This is a genomic window from Streptomyces sp. NPDC016562, assembly GCF_043076955.1.
GTDB lineage: Bacteria > Actinomycetota > Actinomycetes > Streptomycetales > Streptomycetaceae > Streptomyces.
This window is the reverse complement of record NZ_JBIBRZ010000004.1, coordinates 451,866-472,789: the sequence shown is the minus strand read 5'-3', so window position 1 is coordinate 472,789 and position 20,924 is coordinate 451,866. Positions and strand designations below refer to the sequence as shown.

The window sequence follows — 20,924 nt, the reverse complement described above, 5'->3', positions numbered from 1 at the left end:
GTGGGCACAATTGGCATGGCTTCGCAGGCTGGCCTACAGCGCGCAACGGATGGGGAGGCAGGAACGACGGTGGCGGAACGTAGCACGGCTGCCGTCGACGTGGCCGACAACAGTGGCGACGAGCCGCTGGCCGCACAGGCGGCACAGGCCACGTCCGACGGGGTGGACACCCAGAACGGACGAGCCGCGGACGGACCCATGCCCGACAAGGACGGCGAACGTACCCCCGCGGCCCCGGCGGCCGCACCCGAACTCCACAGCGGCCACAAGCTCGCCAGACGCTACCGGCTGGAAGAGTGCGTCACCCGTGTGGACGGATTCAGCAGCTGGCGCGCGATGGACGAGAAGCTGCGCCGCGCCGTCGGCGTCCACCTGATGCCCGCCGACCACCCGCGAGCACGCTCCGTCCTGGCCGCCGCCCGCTCCTCCGCCCTCCTCGGCGACCCCCGGTTCGTCCAAGTCCTGGACGCCGTCGAGGAGAACGACCTCGTCTACGTCGTCCACGAGTGGCTGCCCGATGCCACCGAACTCACCGCGCTCCTCGCGGCGGGCCCCCTGGAGCCCCACGAGGCCTACCAGCTCGTCAGCCAGGTCTCCCAGGCGATGGCCGCCGCGCACCGCGAGGGCCTCGCCCATCTGCGGCTGACGCCCAGCGCGATACTGCGCACCTCCACGGGCCAGTACCGCATCCGCGGCCTCGCCGTGAACGCCGCCCTGCGCGGCATCACCAGCGACACCCCGCAGCGCGCCGACACCGAGGCGATCGGCGCCCTGCTGTACGCCGCCCTCACCCAGCGCTGGCCCTACGAGAACGACGCGTACGGCCTCACCGGCCTGCCCAAGGGCGTGGGCCTGATCGCACCCGACCAGGTCCGCGCCGGAGTCCACCGGGGCCTGGGCGAACTGGCCATGCGCGCCCTGGCCAACGACGGGGCCACCGCCTCCCGCCAGGAGCCCGCCTGCACCACCCCCGAGGAGCTGGCCAAGGCCGTGGCCGCGATGCCGCGCATCCGGCCCCCGGAGCCCGCCTTCACGGCCCCGCCGGAGTACCAGCACACCACCTACCAGCAGGGCAGCTACGGCCGTCCCACGGCGCCCGGCGTGAGCACCGTCCAGAACCTGTCCGTCGCCCCGCCGCCGCCACCCCTGCAGAGCCGCACCGGCCGGGCCCTCAAGTGGGGCGTCGCCGCCCTCCTCATCGCCGCGCTCGGCCTGGGCAGCTGGCAACTGGCCGACACCCTCCTGGACCGCGGCAACCAGAAGGGCAACAACGGGACCAGCAACACCAAAACGGGCACCACCGACCACGAGGAGGACAAGGGCCCCACTCCTCTGGAGGTCAAGGGAGCCCAGGAGTACTTCCCCGACGGCAACCCACAGGACGCCGGCAACGTCTCGAACACCTACGACGGAGACCTCAGCAGCTACTGGCGCACCAGGAGCTACCTCGACGGACCCGAAGTGAAGATCAAGGACGGCCTCGGCATCGTCTACGACCTCGGTTCCGAGCAGGAGGTCAGCGCGGCGTCGATAGGGCTGAAGTACGGTGGCGACCACACCACCCTCACGCTGTACGCCACCGACTCCAAGTCGCCCAAGGGCTCCGTCAGCACCATGACGAAGATCGCCGGCGTGACCACCTCCGAGACCGCACTCCACCTGACCGCCGAGAAGCCGGTCAAGACGCGGTACGTGCTCCTGTGGATCACCGCCATGCCTTCAGCCCCACAGGACAACTTCAGCAGCGCCGGCTACAAGCAGGGCATCACGGACGTGAAGTTCTCGGGCTGACCGCACTACCGGGAGGGGCCCACCGTTGGATGACACGACGCCCGGCGGCGGCAGCGACCAGGAACTCCTGGCGCTGCACGTCGCAGGAGACCCCGACGCCTTCGGGGAGCTCGTGCGGCGGCACCGGGACCGGCTGTGGGCCGTGGCGCTGCGGACGCTCGGTGACCGGGAGGAAGCCGCCGACGCCGTGCAGGACGCCCTCGTGTCGGCCTACCGCGCCGCCCACACGTTCCGCGGGGACTCCGCCGTCACCACCTGGCTGCACCGCATCACCGTCAACGCGTGCCTCGACCGCGCCCGCAAGGCCGTCTCCCGCAGGACCACTCCCCTCGACGACACGGAGCGCCTGGAGCGCCTCCTGGAGCCCCACGAGTCCGCCGAGGCACCCGCGGAGCGCCAGGACCTCCACCGCCAGCTCCTGGCCGCCCTCGGCACCCTGCCGGCCGAGCAACGGGCCGCACTCGTCCTCGTCGACATGCAGGGATACCCCGTCGCCGAGGCCGCCCTCCTCCTCGACGTCCCCACCGGCACCGTGAAGAGCCGGTGCGCCCGCGGCCGGGCGAAACTCGTCCCACTCCTCACTCATCTGCGCACGAATGCCGGGGATAACACCGCCACCGGGCGGGGAAGGAACCGGACGCCGGGGACAGCCGTCCCATCAGCGGCAGAACCCAGGCATCCAGACCCAGACGCTGTGAAGGGCGGAGGTGGACGACCGTGACCCGCTCGACCAGCACGACCGGCACGCCGGACACGATCCGGCACCCCGACGTCTCGGAGATCTCCGACCTCACCGAAGGACTGCTCTCCCCCTCCCGCACGGCCGAAGTCCGCCGGCACCTCGACGCGTGCGCCCTGTGCGCCGACGTCCGCGACTCCCTGGAGGAGATCCGCGGGCTCCTCGGCACCCTTCCGGGACCCGCCCGGATGCCCGCCGACATCGCAGGCCGCATTGACGCCGCCCTCGCCGCCGAGGCACTCCTCGACGCCACCCAGCCCCGCGACCAGGCCCCCGCCGCCCCCCGGCCCCGTACGACAAGCCGCGATGTTTCACGTGAAACATCGCCCGCGGGCCGCCCGGCCGGCCCCACCGGTCCCGGTCGGCGTCGCGCGCGCCGCCGGATCGCCGTCCTGACCGGTCTGGCCGGAGCCGCCGCCTGCGCCCTCGGCCTCTTCCTGTTCGGCGACCTCTCCGGCAACCCCGCCCGCGACACCACCGCCAGCACCAAGGCCTCCGACTCCACCACCCGGTCCCCCGGCACCACCGCCACCAGCGGCGGCTACACCGCCCAAGGCCTCCAGGACGACGTCCGGCAGCTCCTCGCCCAGACCCCGGCCCCCAAGTCCGTCCCGGGAGAGCAGAACAACACCTACGGGATGGAGAACACCACCCCCGGCGACCAGCGAGCGGTCCCGTCCGTCCCCCCGTGCGTCCAAGAGGCCACCGCACGCCCCGACGCCCCCCTCGCCTCCGAACGCGGCAGCTACCAGGGCACCGCCGTCTACCTCCTCGTCCTGCCGCACCCGGACGACTCCGCGCGCGTGGACGCCTACCTCGTCGACACCGGCTGCGAGAGCACCTCCTCCACCACGCCCGGGAAGGTCCTCCTGAAGAGCACCTATCCCCGCCGCTGACCCGTTCCGGTCGGCACGGGACGGTTGGGGAATGCAGGCGCCGTAGGATCCGTTGGGTGGGGTGAGAGTCCGCACCGGCCCCCGGTAGGCAGCACGCAGTCCGCAGAAACGAGGAAGACACCCGTGAGCGACGTTCGAAACGTGATCATCATCGGCTCCGGGCCGGCCGGTTACACGGCCGCCCTGTACACGGCACGCGCTTCGCTCAAGCCTCTGGTCTTCGAAGGCGCCGTCACCGCGGGTGGCGCCCTGATGAACACCACCGAGGTGGAGAACTTCCCCGGATTCCAGGACGGCATCATGGGCCCGGACCTCATGGACAACATGCGCGGCCAGGCCGAGCGCTTCGGCGCCGAGCTGGTCCCGGACGACGTCGTGTCCGTGGACCTGACCGGTGACATCAAGACCGTCACCGACACCGCCGGCACCGTGCACCGCGCCAAGGCCGTCATCGTCACCACCGGCTCCCAGCACCGCAAGCTCGGCCTGCCCAACGAGGACGCCCTCTCCGGCCGCGGCGTCTCCTGGTGCGCCACCTGCGACGGGTTCTTCTTCAAGGACCACGACATCGCCGTCGTCGGCGGCGGCGACACCGCGATCGAGGAAGCCACCTTCCTCTCCCGGTTCGCCAAGTCCGTCACGATCGTCCACCGCCGCGACAGCCTGCGCGCCTCGAAGGCCATGCAGGACCGCGCCTTCGCCGACCCGAAGATCACGTTCGCCTGGGACAGCGAGGTCGCCGAGATCCACGGCGAGCAGAAGCTCTCCGGCCTCACCCTGCGCAACACCAAGACCGGTGAGACCTCCGAGCTGCCCGTGACCGGCCTGTTCATCGCCGTCGGCCACGACCCGCGCACCGAACTGTTCAAGGACCAGCTGGACCTCGACGACGAGGGCTACCTCAAGGTCGACGCCCCCTCCACCCGGACCAGCGTCACCGGCGTGTTCGGCGCCGGCGACGTCGTGGACCACACCTACCGTCAGGCCATCACGGCCGCGGGCACCGGCTGCTCGGCCGCCCTCGACGCCGAGCGCTTCCTCGCCGCCCTCGCGGACGCCGCGAAGGCCCACGCGACCGCCTGACCCCCGCACCGCCCCACCCACACCCCGCAGGAATGAAGAAGGAGGCCGCTGTGGCCGGCACCCTCAAGAACGTGACCGACGCTGACTTCGACGCCGAGGTCCTCAGGAGCGACAAGCCCGTCCTGGTGGACTTCTGGGCCGCCTGGTGCGGACCGTGCCGCCAGATCGCGCCGTCCCTGGAGGCCATCGCCGCCGAGTACGGCGACCAGATCGAGATCGTCAAGCTCAACATCGACGAGAACCCGGCCACGGCCGCCAAGTACGGCGTCATGTCCATCCCGACGCTGAACGTCTACAAGGGCGGCGAGGTCGCCAAGACGATCGTCGGCGCGAAGCCGAAGGCCGCCATCCTGCGCGACCTCTCCGACTTCGTCGAGGTCAAGACCGCCTGACGGCACCGACGTTTCACGTGAAACGGGGCCGCCCCTTGGGGGCGGCCCCGTTTTTCGCGCGGTGGCTCACAGCGGCCGCAACGCCGGCTCCTTGCGCGCCGCCCCCAGAAGCCGGTCCAACGCCAGCTCCACGTCCTCTTTCCAGGACAACGTCGACCTCAGCTCCAAACGCAGGCGCGGATGCGCCGGATGGGGCCGTACGGTCTTGAAGCCCACCGCCAGGAGATGATCCGCGGGCAGCAGACACGCCGGCCCGTCCCACCGCGCGTCCCCGAACGCCTCGATCGCCCGGAAGCCCCGCCGCAGCAGATCCTTCGCCACCGTCTGCACCATGACCCGCCCCAGACCCTGCCCCTGATACCCCGGCATGATCCACGCGGTGATCAGCTGCACCGCATCCGGCGAGACCGGACTGGTCGGAAACGCGGTGGCCCGCGGAACGTAAGCCGGCGGCGCGTACAGCACGAACCCCACCGGAACGTCGTCCACATAGACCACGCGCCCACAGGATCCCCACTCCAGCAGGACAGCGGAGATCCACGCCTCCTTCTCCAGCGCCGGCGTACCCGCCTTCACAGCGGCCTCGCCACTCACCGGATCCAGCTCCCAGAACACACAGGACCGGCAACGGCGCGGCAAGTCCTGGAGGTTGTCCAGCGTGAGCGGTACCAGCCGACGACCCATGACCGCATCGTATCCACTGGCCCCTCGTTCTTCGACAGCAAAGCGAAGGGGCGGACCGCACCGGTTCGCACCGATACGATCCGCCCCTCGGCGGCCCGGGATCACTCCCCGGCAAGACCCTGCTCCAGCACCCGGCCCTCGCCCGGCGCCAGCGTCCCCAGAATCCGCTCCAGATCCTCCATCGACGCGAACTCGACGGTGATCTTGCCCTTCTTCTGGCCCAGATCCACCTTCACCCGCGTCTCGAACCGGTCCGACAGCCGCGTCGCCAGCTCACTGAGCGCCGGAGCCACCCGGGCACCCGCCCGCGGACCCTTCGGCTTCACCGTGCTCGAAGGCTCCGACGCCATCAGCGTCACGATTTCCTCGACCGCACGCACCGACAATCCCTCGGCCACGATCCGGTGCGCCAGCCGGTCCTGCTCCTCGGAGTCCTCCACCGAGAGCAGCGCCCGCGCGTGCCCCGCCGACAGCACACCCGCGGCCACCCGCCGCTGCACCGGCGGCGACAGCTTCAAGAGCCGCAGCGTGTTCGACACCTGCGGACGCGAACGCCCGATCCGGTCCGCGAGCTGGTCATGCGTGCAACTGAAGTCCCGCAGCAGCTGGTCGTACGCCGCAGCCTCCTCCAGCGGATTCAGCTGAGCCCGGTGCAGATTCTCCAGCAGCGCGTCCAGCAGCAGCTTCTCGTCGTCCGTCGCCCGGATGATCGCCGGAATGGCCTCCAGCCCGGCCTCGCGGCACGCACGCCACCGCCGCTCACCCATGATCAGCTCGTAGCGACCGGGAGCCGACTGCCGCACCACCACCGGCTGGAGCAGACCCACCTCCTGGATGGAGGTCACCAGCTCGGCCAGAGCGTCCTCGTCGAACACCTCGCGCGGCTGCCGCGGGTTCGGCGTGATCGCGTCCATCGGAAGCTCCGCGAACGTCGCCCCCGCCACCGTATTGACCTCGTCCACCGGCTCCGGCTCACTCACCGGGACCACCGCGAGCGATGTTTCACGTGAAACATCCGCCTGCGCCAACGCGGCGAGCTTGGCCGCCGCGATCCCCCGCTCCGACGTCATGACGGGCACCGCCGACGGAGACGCCGACCCGGTACCGATCACCGGCGGAGTCTTCTCCTGCGGAGCCGCGGGGATCAGCGCACCGAGCCCCCGTCCCAGACCTCTACGTCGCTCACTCACTGGATCCCCTCCGCCACACTCTGCGTGCTGTTCATGCCCGCGCCCAGATGGGCCTGCTGGGCGTCGTACTGCATACCGACCCCACGGAACGCGATCTCCCGCGCCGCCTCCAGATAGGAGAGGGAACCACTGGAACCCGGGTCGTAGGTCAGCACCGTCTGCCCGTAGCTCGGCGCCTCGGAAATGCGCACCGACCGCGGGATGCTCGTGCGCAGCACCTCCTTGCCGAAGTGGGTGCGCACCTCCTCCGCCACCTGCGAGGCCAGCCGGGTCCTGCCGTCGTACATCGTCAGCAGGATGGTCGACACGTGGAGCGTCGGATTGAGGTGGGCCCGCACCAGATCGACATTGCGCAGCAGCTGACCCAGCCCCTCCAGCGCGTAGTACTCGCACTGGATCGGGATCAGCACCTCCGCGCCGGCCACCAGCGCGTTCACCGTCAGCAGTCCCAGCGACGGCGGGCAGTCGATCAGGATGTAGTCCAGAGGCTGCTCGTACGCCTGGATCGCCCGCTGCAGGCGGCTCTCCCGCGCCACGAGCGACACCAGCTCGATCTCCGCACCTGCCAGATCGATCGTGGCCGGAGCGCAGAAGAGCCCCTCCACGTCCACCACCGGCTGGACGACCTCCATCAGGGGCCGGCTGTCGACGAGCACGTCATAGATCGACGGCACGTCCGCGTGGTGGTCGATGCCCAACGCCGTGGACGCGTTGCCCTGCGGGTCGAGGTCGACCACCAGGACGCGCGCTCCGTGCAGGGCCAGCGAGGCCGCCAGATTCACGGTCGTCGTGGTCTTGCCCACGCCGCCCTTCTGGTTGGCCACCACGATGATCCGGGTCTGCTCCGGCCGGGGCAGGCCCTCACCGGCACGCCCCAGCGCCTCCACGGCCAGCTGGGCGGCTCGGCCGATGGGGGTGTCGTTGTCTACAAGGGGCGGAGGCGATGTTTCACGTGAAACATCGCCGCCCGCCGATTCAGAGCGGGGACCGGGGACCGGATCGGCCATCGGCCCCGCGAGGTTGGCGTCGGACCGCACGGTGTCACTCTCCTCGACATCAGGCTCGCGATGAGCAGAGCCTGCCATGCCACCCGGGTCGCGAACCAGCGGGGCCCGTACTCCTGTGGATGAATCCACCATTGTGGACAACTCCGTCCCCCTTCCGTCCTTGCGGGGGCGGGGGGAGGCAGCCGCACGACCGCGGCTGATGATTCCGTGCAGCAGAGAGCGACGTTTCACGTGAAACACGATGCCCGGACGGAGTCTTCAGCCCGCTACGACACTCCGAAATCCATACCTATAGAGCCCAACACGGACGAAATCTCCGCCTGGACCCCCAGATCAGGGGAGTCAGCGGCGCCGACGCGTACGCCCCACCCGGGCCGCCTTAGCCCGCTTGGCCGCGAACCTCACCCCACCGGGGCTCTCCCCGACCTCGACCCGCACCACCGTCGACAGCGGATCCACCAGACCCTCGCCCACGTGCAGCACAGAGGTCTTCACCACACCCAGCTTGGCCAGCGCCGTCTTCGCCGACACCAGCTCCTCGTCGGCCGTGTCGCCCTTCAGCGCCAGCATCTCCCCGTAGGGACGCAGCAGGGGAACGCCCCAGCCGGCCAGCCGGTCCAGCGGAGCCACCGCACGCGCGGTCACCACATGCACCGGCTGCAACTTGCCCAGGACCTCCTCGGCCCGCCCACGCATCACCGTCACGTGGTCCAGGCCCAGCAGCTCCACGGCCTCCTGAAGGAAGGTCGTCCGCCGTAGCAGCGGCTCAAGCAGCGTGATCTTGAGATCACGGCGCACCAACGCCAACGGGATACCGGGCAGACCCGCACCCGAACCCACATCGCACACGGTGACGCCCTGGGGCACCACCTCCGACAGCACAGCGCAGTTCAGCAGGTGCCGCTCCCACAGCCGCGGGACCTCACGCGGCCCGATCAGGCCCCGCTTGACACCCGCGTCCGCCAGCAGCTCCGCATACCGCACAGCTTCCGGGAAAAACTCACCGAACACCGCGCGCGCCTCTTCAGGCGCCGGGGGAAGCTCAGCTGCCTCCGTCACGGGGACCGTCCTTCCGTACCGCATGGTTCTGAAAAACCACGTCTTCACGATGCCGCGTCATGCCGCGTCGTTCACATGCCAGGCTGACAAACATCGGCCCCGCCTGCGACACAGACGGGGCCGAACACTTTTCCCTACCGATCAGGCCGGGAGCACAACGACGAAGCGCTGCGGCTCCTCGCCCTCCGACTCGCTGCGCAGGCCGGCGGCCGCCACGGCGTCGTGGACGACCTTCCGCTCGAACGGCGTCATCGGAGCCAGCTTCAGCGGCTCCCCGGACGCCTTCACGTCCGCCGCCGCCTTGGCGCCCAGCACCGCCAGCTCCTCGCGCTTCTTCGCGCGGAACCCGGCGATGTCCAGCATCAGGCGGCTGCGGTCCCCGGTCTCCCGGTGCACGGCGAGGCGCGTCAGCTCCTGCAGAGCCTCCAGGACCTCACCGTCACGGCCCACGAGCTTGTTCAGGTCACGACTGGCGGAGTCACTGACGATCGACACCGCGGCCCGGTCGGCCTCGACGTCCATGTCGATGTCGCCGTCCAGGTCGGCGATGTCCAGCAGACCCTCGAGGTAGTCGGCCGCGATCTCACCCTCCTGCTCCAGGCGGGTCAGGGTGTCGCCACTCTCAGCGGCGGCGGTGGTGGTGCCTTCCGTCACGGGAGGGACTCCTTCTTACTTCTTGGGAGAGGGCTTGCTGGGCGTCTGGCGCTGCGACTTCGACTGCCGCTTCGGCTGCTGCCGCTTCACGGCGCCACCGCCGCTCGCCGCATCCGAGTCGGCCGTGGCCTCGGAACTCTTGGTCACGGAACCGTCCGGCTGGGCGGCGAGGCCCTGCTTCGTCAGCGCCGTGATGAACTTGCGCTCGTTGTCGTTGCGGTCCGGGCCCTTGGCCACGATCGCCGCGACGGTCTTCTTCTTGCTCCGGCCCTTCACGTCGCCGTGCGAGCTGATGTGCTTCAGCAGGCGGGTGAGGTACTGGTCCTGCGCCTTGCTGCCCGGCGTCGGGTTCTGGTTGATCACGTACATCTGCTGGCCCATGGTCCACACGTTGGTGGTCAGCCAGTAGACGAGAACACCGACGGGGAAGTTGATGCCCATGCCCGCGAAGATCAGCGGGAAGATGTACATCAGCATCTTCTGCTGCTGCATGAACGGCGTCTTGACCGACAGGTCCACGTTCTTCTGCATCAGCTGACGCTGGGTGTAGAACTGCGACAGCGACATCAGGACGATCATGACGGCGGTGACGATCCGCACGTCGGTGATCGAAGCGCCCAGAGCGGCGACCTTGTCTGAGCCGTCCATGAACTTGGCGGCCAGCGGGGCACCGAAGATGTGGGCCTCACGCGCGCTGTCCAGGAGCGGACCGTCGATGTAGCCGATCTTGTCGCCGTTGGCGATGCTCGCGAGCACGTGGTAGAGCGCGAAGAAGAACGGGGACTGCGCCAGGATGGGAAGGCACGAGGCGAGCGGGTTGGTACCCGTCTCCTTGTACAGCTTCATCATCTCTTCGGACTGACGCTGCTTGTCGTTCTTGTAGCGCTCCTGGATCGCCTTCATCTTCGGCTGGAGCGCCTGCATGCCCCGCGTCGCCTTGATCTGCTTCACGAAGAGCGGGATCAGACAGATACGGATCAAGATCACCAGGGACACGATGGACAGGCCCCAGGCCCACCCACTGTCCGCACCGAAGATCGCGCCGTACAGCTTGTGGAACTGGACGATGATCCACGAAACGGGTGTGGTGATAAAGCTGAAAATACTGGCGATCGTGTCCACTAATCAGGCTCCTTGAGCATTGCGAGATCTACGCAACGCACTGCGCAGCTGCTCGTGCCAACGCGGGCGTTTACGAGGTGGGACATGGTCCACACCACCCGGGGACCACGGATTGCACCGCAGGATCCGCCAGGCGGTCAGGGCCGTCCCCTTCACCGCACCATGCCGGTCGATGGCGGTGTACCCGTAGTGCGAACACGACGGGTAGTACCGGCACACCGGGCCGAGCAGCGGACTGATCGTCCACTGGTACAGCTTGATCAAAGCGAGCAGCGGGTACTTCATCGAGCCACGCCTCCCAGAAGCCGCGCCAGAGCGGCATCCAGGTCCCGGGCGAGTTCGTCAGGGCCGGCATCACCCGCTCCGGGCAACGCACGTACCACCACCAGGCTACCGGCGGGCAGCTGGGACAGCCGCTCCCGGACCAGATGGCGCAGACGGCGCTTCACCCGGTTACGTATGACGGCATTGCCGACAGCCTTGCTGACGACGAAACCCGCACGCGACGAGGGATCGATCTCCCCCGACTCGTGCGGGTCCGTTGCACCGCTTGTACGTAGATGGACGACGAGGAGCGGGCGACCGGCCCGACGCCCTCGACGTACCGCGCTCGCGAAGTCCTCGCGCCGCCTCAGCCGATTCTCGGGAGACAGCACGACGTCACGACCTGCGTGTGGTTACGCGGAAAGGGCGGCGCGGCCCTTGCCACGACGGTTCGCGAGGATCGCGCGACCGGCACGGGTACGCATCCGCAGGCGGAAGCCGTGGGTCTTGGCACGACGGCGGTTGTTCGGCTGGAAGGTGCGCTTGCTCACTCGGGGGCTCCAGAGAATGAATCGTTGTGGCGGGACATCGCCTGGCTGTCACCGTGCGCCCACGAGGAAACTCGCGTGTTCGCCCGAGTGGCACCGCTAACGGATCACTAACAGTGACCTTCGCCCATCGGTAGGCAGGCGGCAGCAGCCATCGACAACTCGACCTCGTTACGGTACGCGCGGCTACGCCATCCGGTCAAACCGAGCCGACGAGGCCCCACACTGTGCACAGGCTGTGGACAACGACTTGAACCGTACCCGCTGGCCTGACTACCGTTGCCTGACCCCGGATTTTTTGTCCCGACCGTCCCAAAGAACCACACATTCGTGGGACCCCCTGTGAGAGAGCGTGCTCTGTGGCTGACGTACCTGCCGATCTTGCCGCAGTGTGGCCAAGGGTGCTCGAAAAGCTCCTCGGGGAAGGACAGCCGGGCATCGAGCCCAAGGACAAGCAGTGGGTCGAGCGGTGCCAGCCCCTGGCCCTCGTCGCCGACACCGCCTTGCTCGCCGTCCCCAATGAATGGGGGAAGCGCGTCCTCGAAGGCCGCCTCGCCCCCCTCATCAGCGACGCCCTCAGCCGGGAATGCGGACGCCCCATCCGGATCGCCATCACCGTGGACGACTCCGCCGGCGAACCCGCGCCCTCCTCCCCGCAGACCGGCCAGGCCGGCGGGTACGACTCGTACGGCGGCCAGCGCTCCGGCGCCGGCTCCTCCGACGACCAGCTCCCCACCGCCCGCCCCGCCTACCCGGACTACCAGCAGCCGCGCCCCGAGCCCGGCGCCTGGCCCCGCGGCGGCCAGCAGGACGACTACGGCTGGCAGCAGCCGCGCCTCGGCGGCTTCCCCGAGCGCGACCCGTACGCCTCCCCGCAGCCGGGCTACCTCCAGCAGTCCGAGCCGTCGAACTACGACCAGGGCTCCTACGAGCAGCAGCAGTACGAGCAGTCCCCGTACGAGTCCCAGCAGCAACACCAGTCACATCAGTACGAGCAGCAGAAATACGAGCAGCAAAAGTACGACCAGCAGCAGTACGAGCAGCCGGCCTCCCGCCAGGCCCCCGGCCGGCCCACCGCGGCGCCGGCCCCCTCGGGCGGCTCCTCCTCGGGCCCGCTGGAGCCCACCGCCCGGCTGAACCCCAAGTACCTCTTCGACACCTTCGTCATCGGCGCCTCCAACCGCTTCGCGCACGCCGCCGCGGTGGCCGTCGCCGAAGCGCCCGCGAAGGCCTACAACCCCCTCTTCATCTATGGGGAGTCGGGCCTGGGCAAGACGCACCTGCTGCACGCCATCGGGCACTACGCGCGCAGCCTGTACCCGGGCACCCGCGTGCGGTACGTGAGTTCGGAGGAGTTCACCAACGAGTTCATCAACTCGATCCGCGACGGCAAGGGCGACGCCTTCCGCAAGCGGTACCGCGAGATGGACATCCTGCTCGTCGACGACATCCAGTTCCTCGCGAGCAAGGAGTCGACGCAGGAGGAGTTCTTCCACACCTTCAACACGCTCCACAACGCCAACAAGCAGATCGTCCTGTCCTCCGACCGGCCGCCCAAGCAGCTCGTCACCCTGGAGGACCGGCTCCGCAACCGCTTCGAGTGGGGCCTGATCACCGACGTCCAGCCGCCCGAGCTGGAGACCCGTATCGCGATCCTGCGCAAGAAGGCCGTCCAGGAGCAGCTCAACGCCCCTCCGGAGGTACTGGAGTTCATCGCCTCCCGCATCTCGCGCAACATCCGCGAGCTGGAGGGGGCGCTGATCCGGGTCACGGCCTTCGCGAGCCTCAACCGGCAGCCGGTCGACCTGGGCCTCACCGAGGACGTCCTGAAGAACCTGATCCCCGGCGGCGAGGACAGCGCGCCCGAGATCACCGCCACGGACATCATGGCGGCCACCGCCGACTACTTCGGCCTGACCGTGGACGACCTGTGCGGCTCCTCGCGCAGCCGGGTCCTGGTCACCGCCCGGCAGATCGCCATGTACCTCTGCCGGGAGCTCACCGACCTGTCCCTGCCCAAGATCGGGGCGCAGTTCGGCGGCCGCGACCACACCACCGTGATGCACGCCGACCGCAAGATCCGGGCCCTCATGGCCGAACGGCGCTCCATCTACAACCAGGTCACGGAGCTCACCAACCGCATCAAGAACGGCTGAGCACACCGTCGGCCGGCGGCTCCCAAGCGGCCAATCCGCCCCCTGACGACCTCATCTGAGGCCGCGCCAGGGCACCTGCACACGCGTCGAGAGGGCGCTCCCGGGTCACTACGGGGGCGCCCTTCTTCGTGCGCGCGCCCCTGACCTGTTCGAATACGCCCCCTGAGGAGCAACTTCTCCACAGATTCCCGGACTTTCTTTCCTCCACAGCCTGGGGACGGGATCCGTTGCCCACAATCTGTCCACAGGCCTGCCGGTTGAGGCACCATCAGGGCAGGTCAATGGCCTGTGGATGTGTGCACAAACGTCGTCCACAGGCTGTGGACAACTTTTTCGTCCACACCTCTGTCCACGCCGTTGTCCACCGCTACCCCACAGGTTCCCGCATCCTGTGCACAGGATCCGAGGACTTCTCCACACCGTTGTCCACTGTTCGGCAATGCGCCACCCCCTCTCACCGTCCGGAGTGAAAGCGGTCACACGGATGTAGACGTTTGGGTTGTGGAGTACTGGGGGAAAGCTGGGGACACACCTGTGGAGTAATCGGGCTCCCCTGGGGACAGCCTGTGCAGAACTTTTCGTTCTCCACAGGGACACCGTGTTGTCCACCGGTGTCACCCACAGGGTCGGTGGATAAAAAACCGGGGTTGACCTGCGAGAACGGGGTTATCCACCGTTTCCACAGGCCCTACTACTACCCCCATAGAGAGTGAGCCCGGTTTCGGTTTTCAAGCAGGGCCTGTGCACAACTCGTCGATCGGCCGCCCCGGCGCCTCGCTCCCGACTTGACCGCCAGCCGCACCGACTGTCGGCGCCGTACGTCAGACTGGTCCCCGGCATCGGTCGAGGCATCGACGAGCCGACGACGAAGGCCGGCAGACGAGCGAGCAACAGCAGGAGGCGGTTCCGGTGAAGATCCGGGTGGAGCGCGACGTACTCGCGGAGGCGGTGGCCTGGGCTGCCCGTAGCCTCCCGGCCCGGCCGCCGGTGCCCGTTCTCGCGGGCCTGCTGCTCAAGGCCGAGGACGGCACGCTGAGCCTCTCCGGCTTCGACTACGAGGTCTCGGCCCGCGTCTCCGTCGAGGCGGACGTCGAGGAGGACGGCACCGTCCTGGTCTCCGGCCGGCTGCTCGCCGACATCTGCCGCGCCCTGCCCAACCGCCCGGTGGAGATTTCCACAGACGGTGTACGGGCGACGGTGGTCTGTGGCTCCTCCCGCTTCACCCTCCACACCCTGCCTGTGGAGGAATACCCCGCGCTGCCGCAGATGCCGACCGCCACCGGCACCGTGCCCGGCGAGGTCTTCGCCTCCGCCGCCAAGCAGGTGGCCACCGCCGCCGGCCGCGACGACACGCTGCCCGTGCTGACCGGCGTCCGCATCGAGATCGAGGGCGACCGCGTCACCCTGGCCTCCACCGACCGCTACCGCTTCGCCGTCCGCGAGTTCCTGTGGAAGCCGGAGAACCCGGACGCGTCGGCCGTGGCCCTGGTGCCCGCCAAGACGCTCCAGGAGATCGCCAACTCTCTGACCAGCGGTGACACCGTGACCCTGGCGCTGTCCGGCTCCGGAGCGGGCGAAGGTCTGATCGGTTTCGAGGGCGCCGGCCGCCGCACCACCACCCGGCTGCTGGAGGGCGACCTGCCCAAGTACCGGACGCTGTTCCCGACCGAGTTCAACTCCGTCGCCGTGATCGAGACCGCGCCGTTCGTCGAGGCCGTCAAGCGCGTGGCCCTGGTGGCCGAGCGCAACACCCCGGTCCGGCTGAGCTTCGAGCAGGGCGTGCTCATCCTCGAGGCCGGCTCGTCCGACGACGCACAGGCTGTGGAGAGGGTCGACGCCCAGCTCGACGGCGACGACATCTCGATCGCCTTCAACCCGACCTTCCTGCTGGACGGCCTGAGCGCGATCGCCTCCCCGGTGGCCCAGCTGAGCTTCACCACGTCCACCAAGCCCGCGCTGCTGAGCGGCCGCCCGGCCCTCGACGCGGAGGCGGACGAGAGCTACAAGTACCTGATCATGCCGGTGCGCCTCTCCGGCTGACGCGCGCTCCTCGACGTCGGGCCCGGTCTCGCACGCTGCGGGGCCGGGCCCGGCGTCGTCCACAGCCTGTCCACAGTCTCCACGGCCGTCCACAGCGCTGTGGAGCGCCCGTGGGGCTCGGCGCCACGGCCCGGCGTAGGCTCGGATCCGGTGGGCGACGCCCGGTGCGTCCTGGAGGACAGGGCCCGGGGAGCCCCGGCAAAGACGGCCACAACGCTTAAGGAACCATCTGATGGAGCTTGGTCTCGTCGGTCTCGGCAAGATGGGCGGCAACATGCGCGAGCGCATTCGCCGCGCAGGCCACACCGTCATCGGATACGACCGCAACCCGGACCTCGCGGACGTCCACAGCCTGCAGGAACTTGTGGACAGCCTGCAGTCCCCCCGCGTGGTGTGGGTCATGGTCCCGGCCGGTGCGGCGACCCAGTCCACCGTCGACGAGCTCGGTGAGCTGCTGTCGCCCGGTGACATCGTCGTCGACGGCGGGAACTCGCGCTGGACCGACGACGAGAAGCACGCCGAGGAGCTGGCGGCCAAGGGCATCGGCTTCGTCGACTGCGGTGTCTCCGGTGGCGTGTGGGGCCTGGAGAACGGCTACGCGCTCATGTACGGCGGCGCCGCGGAGGACGTCGCCCGGGTCCAGCCGGTCTTCGACGCGCTCAAGCCGGAGGGCGATTTCGGCGCCGTGCACGCCGGCAAGGTCGGTGCGGGCCACTTCGCGAAGATGGTCCACAACGGCATCGAGTACGCCATGATGCAGGCCTACGCCGAGGGCTGGGAGCTCCTGGAGAAGGTGGACTCGGTCACCGACGTCCGCGAGGTGTTCCGCTCCTGGCAGGAGGGGACGGTCATCCGTTCCTGGCTGCTGGACCTGGCGGTGAACGCCCTCGACGAGGACGAGCACCTGGAGCAGCTGCGCGGCTTCGCGCAGGACTCGGGCGAGGGCCGCTGGACGGTGGAGGCGGCGATCGACAACGCCGTGCCGCTGCCCGCGATCACCGCGTCGCTGTTCGCGCGGTTCGCCTCGCGCCAGGACGACTCCCCGCAGATGAAGATGATCGCCGCGCTGCGCAATCAGTTCGGCGGCCACGCGGTCGAGAAGAAGTAGTCGAAGCAGTCGAGCAGTAACAGCACCACAGCGAGCAGTTGGAAGCCGGGGGAGGTCGGCGCCGTATGCATGTTTCGCATCTCTCATTGGCCGACTTCCGCTCGTACGCCCGGGCCGAGGTTCCCCTCGACCCGGGCGTCACGGCTTTCGTGGGCCCCAACGGCCAGGGGAAGACCAACCTCGTCGAGGCGATCGGCTACCTGGCGACCCTGGGCAGTCACCGGGTGTCCTCGGACGCCCCGCTCGTGCGCATGGGTGCCGAGCGGGCGGTCATCCGCGCGGCCGTGACCCAGGGCGAGCGGCAGCAGCTGGTGGAGCTGGAGCTGAATCCGGGGCGGGCGAACCGGGCCCGGATCAACCGGTCCTCGCAGGTCAGGCCGCGGGACGTGCTGGGGATCGTACGGACGGTGCTGTTCGCGCCGGAGGACCTGGCCCTGGTGAAGGGTGATCCGGGGGAGCGGCGGCGGTTCCTGGACGAGCTGGTGACGGCGCGCTCCCCGCGGATGGCGGCGGTCCGCTCCGACTACGAGCGGGTGCTGAAGCAGCGCAACACGCTTCTGAAGTCGGCGGCGATGGCGCGTCGGCACGGCGGTCGCTCGATGGACCTGTCCACCCTCGACGTGTGGGACCAGCACCTCGCGCGCGCGGGCGCGGAGCTGCTGGCGCAGCGGCTGGACCTGATCGCGACGCTGCTGCCGCTGGCGGACAAGGCGTACGAGCAGCTGGCGCCCGGGGGTGGCCCGCTGGGGCTGGCGTACAAGTCCTCCGCGGGCGAGGCGGTGGACCGGGGTGCGGCGCGGACGCGGGAGGCGCTCTACGAGGCGTTGCTGGCGGCGCTGGCCGAGGTGCGCAAGCAGGAGATCGATCGCGGGGTGACCCTGGTGGGGCCGCACCGCGACGACGTGGTGCTGCGGCTGGGGGAGCTGCCGGCGAAGGGGTACGCCAGTCACGGGGAGTCGTGGTCGTACGCGCTGGCGCTGCGGCTGGCGTCGTACGAGCTGCTGCGTTCGGAGGGCAGTGAGCCGGTGCTGATCCTGGACGACGTGTTCGCGGAGCTGGACGCGCGGCGCAGGGAGCGGCTGGCGGAGCTGGTGGCGCCGGGTGAGCAGGTGCTGGTGACGGCGGCGGTGGACGACGACGTCCCGGGGGTGCTGGTGGGGACGCGGTACGCGGTGTCCGGTGGTGAGGTGACGCGGTGGTGAGCGAGCAGGGCGAGGGCCCGCAGGAGGGCCGCAAGGTCCCGGAGGCCTCCGGGGTGGATCTGGCGCGGCAGGCGCTGGCGGCGGCGCGGGAGCAGGCGCGGGCGCGGGGCAACGCGGCGGGCGGGAAGAAGCGTCAGCAGGGTCCGGGGCTGCGGTCGGGGGCGCGGGCGGACGGGCGCGATCCGATGCCGTTGATGGCGGCGCTGGACCGGTTGCGTACGGAGCGCGGCTGGGAGATGCCGATGGCGGTGGCGGGTGTGATGGAGCGCTGGCCGCAGATCGTGGGGCCGGAGATCGCGGCGCACTGTGAACCGGAGCGGTACGAGGACCGTGAACTGGTCGTGCGGTGTGATTCCTCGGCGTGGGCGGCGCAGCTGAAGCTGCTGGCTCCGCAGCTGGTGGCCCGGCTGAACGCGGATCTGGGGCAGGGCACGGTGCGGATGATCCAGGTGCGGGGGCCGGGGGGCGGGCGGCCGAAGGGGTACGGGCCGTGGCGGGCGCCGGGCAGTACGGGTCCGGGGGACACGTACGGCTAGCTCGCGCCGAGCGGGGGCCGGGAGCCGGGCGCCCGGAGCGTGTGGCGGGGCCGCGGGACCGGGGCTCCGCGGCTGAGCCCTGCGCTGCGAACGTCGTCGGCGGGACGGGTGTGGTGCCCGGTTCGGGTGGTGTCCCTCACGGTAGTGGGAGGTTGACAGGCCGAAGCGCTGGATGCCCGTGTGAGCCTCTTTGAGCCCCTTCCCGGATGTGGGGAGTCGGAGAGAGGAGGTTCAGGGCGGCACATGAGGACTCAGGTACCGGCAAACCCCCATTCATGTCCGTGGTACCGGTAGACTGAAGCAAATCCCGCCCGTTGCGGGATTACGCAGACAACGCAGATCGACGCGGCCGCTCCTCCGGCGCACTGGCTGGTCCGGAGTACGGGCTGCGCTGTGCCAGAGAGGGCGCTTCGTGGCCGATTCCGGCGACTCCAACGAGAAGAATTACGACGCCAGTGCGATCCAGGTCCTTGAGGGCCTGGACGCGGTCCGCAAGCGGCCAGGCATGTACATCGGCTCGACCGGCGAGCGCGGCCTGCACCACCTGGTCCAGGAAGTCGTCGACAACTCCGTCGACGAGGCGATGGCCGGTCACGCGGACAGGATCGACGTCACGATCCTGGCCGACGGTGGCGTGCGCGTCGTCGACAACGGCCGTGGCATCCCGGTCGGCATCGTGCCGTCCGAGGGCAAGCCGGCCGTCGAGGTCGTGCTGACCGTCCTGCACGCGGGTGGCAAGTTCGGCGGCGGCGGCTACGCGGTCTCCGGCGGTCTGCACGGCGTGGGTGTGTCCGTCGTGAACGCGCTGTCGACCAAGGTCGCGGTCGAGGTCAAGACGGACGGCTACCGCTGGACCCAGGACTACAAGCTGGGCGTGCCGACGGCTCCGCTGGCCAGGAACGAGGAGACCGACGAGCACGGCACGTCGGTGACGTTCTGGGCCGACCCGGACGTCTTCGAGACGACCGACTACTCCTTCGAGACGCTGTCGCGGCGCTTCCAGGAGATGGCCTTCCTGAACAAGGGCCTGACCCTGACGCTGACGGACGAGCGCGAGTCGGCGAAGGCCACCGTGGGCGCGGACGACCCGGAGGCGGACGCGGTCGAGCCCACGGCGCGCACGGTGAAGTACCACTACGAGGGCGGCATCGTCGACTTCGTGAAGTACCTCAACTCGCGCAAGGGCGAGATGATCCACCCGACCGTCATCGACGTCGAGGCCGAGGACAAGGAGCGGATGCTCTCGGTCGAGATCGCGATGCAGTGGAATTCGCAGTACACGGAGGGTGTCTACTCCTTCGCGAACACGATCCACACGCATGAGGGCGGTACGCACGAGGAGGGCTTCCGTGCGGCTCTGACGGGTCTGGTCAACCGGTACGCGCGCGAGAAGAAGCTGCTGCGCGAGAAGGACGACAACCTCGCCGGCGAGGACATCCGCGAGGGTCTGACGGCGATCATCTCGATCAAGCTGGGCGAGCCGCAGTTCGAGGGCCAGACGAAGACCAAGCTGGGCAACACGGAGGCGAAGACCTTCGTGCAGAAGGTCGTGCACGAGCACCTGAACGACTGGTTCGACCGCAACCCGGTCGAGGCCGCGGACATCATCCGCAAGTCGATCCAGGCGGCCACGGCGCGCGTCGCGGCCCGCAAGGCCCGTGACCTGACCCGTCGCAAGGGTCTGCTGGAGTCGGCCTCGCTGCCGGGCAAGCTGTCCGACTGCCAGTCGAACGACCCGACGAAGTGCGAGATCTTCATCGTCGAGGGTGACTCGGCCGGTGGTTCCGCGAAGTCCGGCCGCAACCCGATGTACCAGGCCATCCTGCCGATCCGCGGCAAGATCCTGAACGTCGAGAAGGCCCGTATCGACAAGATCCTCCAGAACACCGAGGTCCAGGCGCTGATCAGTGCCTTCGGTACCGGTGTGCACGAGGACTTCGACATCGAGAAGCTCCGCTATCACAAGATCATCCTGATGGCGGACGCCGACGTCGACGGCCAGCACATCAACACCCTGCTGCTGACGTTCCTCTTCCGCTTCATGCGTCCGCTGGTCGAGGCGGGTCACGTGTACCTGTCCCGTCCGCCGCTCTACAAGATCAAGTGGGGCCGGGACGACTTCGAGTACGCGTACTCGGACCGCGAGCGCGACGCGCTGGTGGAGCTGGGCAAGCAGAACGGCAAGCGGATCAAGGAAGACTCGATCCAGCGCTTCAAGGGTCTGGGCGAGATGAACGCCGAGGAGCTGCGCGTCACGACCATGGACGTGGACCACCGTGTCCTCGGCCAGGTCACGCTCGACGACGCGGCGCAGGCCGACGACCTGTTCTCGGTGCTGATGGGTGAGGACGTCGAGGCGCGGCGCTCCTTCATCCAGCGCAACGCCAAGGACGTCCGCTTCCTCGACATCTGAGTCGGCTCCGCTGACCGCCGCCTGAAAGGACTCTTGACCA

The 20,924-nt window shown here is 69.2% G+C and carries 20 protein-coding genes; 11 read left to right on the top strand and 9 right to left on the bottom strand.

The features are described from left to right. The first annotated feature begins 69 nt into the window (after positions 1–69). The 5 genes from ACF059_RS20690 (at position 70) to trxA (ending at position 4,901) form a co-directional block, all read left to right on the top strand. Positions 70–1,791 (top strand): serine/threonine protein kinase, encoded by a 1,722-nt coding sequence (locus tag ACF059_RS20690; protein WP_392059151.1) that lies wholly within the window; start codon positions 70–72, stop codon positions 1,789–1,791. 25 nt (positions 1,792–1,816) lie between these two features. Continuing rightward, the gene (gene sigM, locus ACF059_RS20685; protein WP_392059149.1) at positions 1,817–2,512 is read left to right on the top strand and encodes an RNA polymerase sigma factor SigM; all 696 of its coding nucleotides are present in this window, start codon (positions 1,817–1,819) and stop codon (positions 2,510–2,512) included. Further along, positions 2,509–3,426, top strand: a complete 918-nt coding sequence (locus tag ACF059_RS20680; protein WP_392059146.1) for an anti-sigma factor family protein — start codon at positions 2,509–2,511, stop codon at positions 3,424–3,426. Before sigM ends, ACF059_RS20680 begins: the two co-directional genes overlap by 4 nt. 123 nt (positions 3,427–3,549) lie before the next feature. Next, the gene (gene trxB / locus ACF059_RS20675) at positions 3,550–4,509 is read left to right on the top strand and encodes a thioredoxin-disulfide reductase (protein ID WP_392059143.1); all 960 of its coding nucleotides are present in this window, start codon (positions 3,550–3,552) and stop codon (positions 4,507–4,509) included. A gap of 50 nt (positions 4,510–4,559) precedes the next feature. Continuing rightward, the gene (gene trxA, locus ACF059_RS20670) at positions 4,560–4,901 is read left to right on the top strand and encodes a thioredoxin (RefSeq protein ID WP_361938803.1); all 342 of its coding nucleotides are present in this window, start codon (positions 4,560–4,562) and stop codon (positions 4,899–4,901) included. Between the two features lie 66 nt (positions 4,902–4,967). Here trxA and ACF059_RS20665 read toward each other — a convergent pair whose 3' ends face one another. From ACF059_RS20665 to rpmH, 9 genes are all read right to left on the bottom strand, one after another. After that, positions 4,968–5,585, bottom strand: a complete 618-nt coding sequence (locus tag ACF059_RS20665; RefSeq protein ID WP_360897092.1) for a GNAT family N-acetyltransferase — start codon at positions 5,583–5,585, stop codon at positions 4,968–4,970. Between the two features lie 101 nt (positions 5,586–5,686). After that, positions 5,687–6,775, bottom strand: coding sequence for a ParB/RepB/Spo0J family partition protein (locus ACF059_RS20660; protein ID WP_392059139.1), 1,089 nt, complete (start codon positions 6,773–6,775; stop codon positions 5,687–5,689). Beyond that, complete coding sequence (locus ACF059_RS20655) at positions 6,772–7,860, bottom strand: ParA family protein (RefSeq protein ID WP_366866098.1); 1,089 nt, start codon at positions 7,858–7,860, stop codon at positions 6,772–6,774. The genes ACF059_RS20660 and ACF059_RS20655 overlap by 4 nt, the downstream gene beginning before the upstream one ends. 264 nt (positions 7,861–8,124) lie before the next feature. Beyond that, positions 8,125–8,841: a 16S rRNA (guanine(527)-N(7))-methyltransferase RsmG gene (gene rsmG / locus ACF059_RS20650; RefSeq protein ID WP_360897101.1), complete on the bottom strand. Its 717-nt coding sequence runs from the start codon at positions 8,839–8,841 to the stop codon at positions 8,125–8,127. A 141-nt stretch (positions 8,842–8,982) separates the two neighbouring features. Continuing rightward, positions 8,983–9,495 carry a protein jag gene (locus tag ACF059_RS20645; RefSeq protein WP_392059135.1) on the bottom strand — a complete coding sequence of 171 codons (513 nt, stop codon included), beginning with the start codon at positions 9,493–9,495 and terminating at the stop codon, positions 8,983–8,985. Positions 9,496–9,510: 15 nt separating this feature from the next. Then, the gene (gene yidC / locus ACF059_RS20640; RefSeq protein WP_361938816.1) at positions 9,511–10,617 is read right to left on the bottom strand and encodes a membrane protein insertase YidC; all 1,107 of its coding nucleotides are present in this window, start codon (positions 10,615–10,617) and stop codon (positions 9,511–9,513) included. A gap of 3 nt (positions 10,618–10,620) precedes the next feature. Next, positions 10,621–10,902 (bottom strand): membrane protein insertion efficiency factor YidD, encoded by a 282-nt coding sequence (gene yidD / locus ACF059_RS20635; RefSeq protein WP_076043740.1) that lies wholly within the window; start codon positions 10,900–10,902, stop codon positions 10,621–10,623. Beyond that, entirely contained in the window at positions 10,899–11,273 is a 375-nt protein-coding gene (gene rnpA, locus ACF059_RS20630; RefSeq protein WP_078658317.1) for a ribonuclease P protein component, read from the bottom strand. The genes yidD and rnpA overlap by 4 nt, the downstream gene beginning before the upstream one ends. 21 nt (positions 11,274–11,294) lie before the next feature. Continuing rightward, positions 11,295–11,432 carry a 50S ribosomal protein L34 gene (gene rpmH, locus ACF059_RS20625; RefSeq protein WP_008741645.1) on the bottom strand — a complete coding sequence of 46 codons (138 nt, stop codon included), beginning with the start codon at positions 11,430–11,432 and terminating at the stop codon, positions 11,295–11,297. A 356-nt stretch (positions 11,433–11,788) separates the two neighbouring features. On the opposite strand from rpmH, the gene dnaA reads away from it, so the two are divergent. From dnaA to gyrB, 6 genes are all read left to right on the top strand, one after another. Continuing rightward, on the top strand, positions 11,789–13,585 hold the full coding sequence (dnaA, locus tag ACF059_RS20620) for a chromosomal replication initiator protein DnaA (protein WP_392059130.1): 1,797 nt from the start codon (positions 11,789–11,791) through the stop codon (positions 13,583–13,585). 909 nt (positions 13,586–14,494) lie between these two features. Next, positions 14,495–15,625 (top strand): DNA polymerase III subunit beta, encoded by a 1,131-nt coding sequence (dnaN, locus tag ACF059_RS20615; protein ID WP_360897114.1) that lies wholly within the window; start codon positions 14,495–14,497, stop codon positions 15,623–15,625. 232 nt (positions 15,626–15,857) lie between these two features. Beyond that, positions 15,858–16,733 carry a phosphogluconate dehydrogenase (NAD(+)-dependent, decarboxylating) gene (gnd, locus tag ACF059_RS20610; protein ID WP_392059127.1) on the top strand — a complete coding sequence of 292 codons (876 nt, stop codon included), beginning with the start codon at positions 15,858–15,860 and terminating at the stop codon, positions 16,731–16,733. Positions 16,734–16,798: 65 nt separating this feature from the next. Continuing rightward, the gene (gene recF / locus ACF059_RS20605) at positions 16,799–17,935 is read left to right on the top strand and encodes a DNA replication/repair protein RecF (protein ID WP_361938827.1); all 1,137 of its coding nucleotides are present in this window, start codon (positions 16,799–16,801) and stop codon (positions 17,933–17,935) included. Then, positions 17,932–18,471, top strand: coding sequence for a DUF721 domain-containing protein (locus ACF059_RS20600; protein WP_366866095.1), 540 nt, complete (start codon positions 17,932–17,934; stop codon positions 18,469–18,471). The genes recF and ACF059_RS20600 overlap by 4 nt, the downstream gene beginning before the upstream one ends. A gap of 391 nt (positions 18,472–18,862) precedes the next feature. Further along, the gene (gene gyrB / locus ACF059_RS20595; RefSeq protein ID WP_392059552.1) at positions 18,863–20,884 is read left to right on the top strand and encodes a DNA topoisomerase (ATP-hydrolyzing) subunit B; all 2,022 of its coding nucleotides are present in this window, start codon (positions 18,863–18,865) and stop codon (positions 20,882–20,884) included. The last annotated feature ends 40 nt before the right edge of the window (positions 20,885–20,924 follow it).

Bases quoted from the DNA above. Each gene is read 5' to 3' on its own strand.
- recF (WP_361938827.1), top strand. From the start codon at position 16,799: ATGCATGTTTCGCATCTCTCATTGGCCGACTTCCGCTCGTACGCCCGG.
- ACF059_RS20665 (WP_360897092.1), bottom strand. From the start codon at position 5,585: ATGGGTCGTCGGCTGGTACCGCTCACGCTGGACAACCTCCAGGACTTG.
- yidD (WP_076043740.1), bottom strand. From the start codon at position 10,902: ATGAAGTACCCGCTGCTCGCTTTGATCAAGCTGTACCAGTGGACGATC.
- ACF059_RS20655 (WP_366866098.1), bottom strand. From the start codon at position 7,860: ATGGCAGGCTCTGCTCATCGCGAGCCTGATGTCGAGGAGAGTGACACC.
- gnd (WP_392059127.1), top strand. From the start codon at position 15,858: ATGGAGCTTGGTCTCGTCGGTCTCGGCAAGATGGGCGGCAACATGCGC.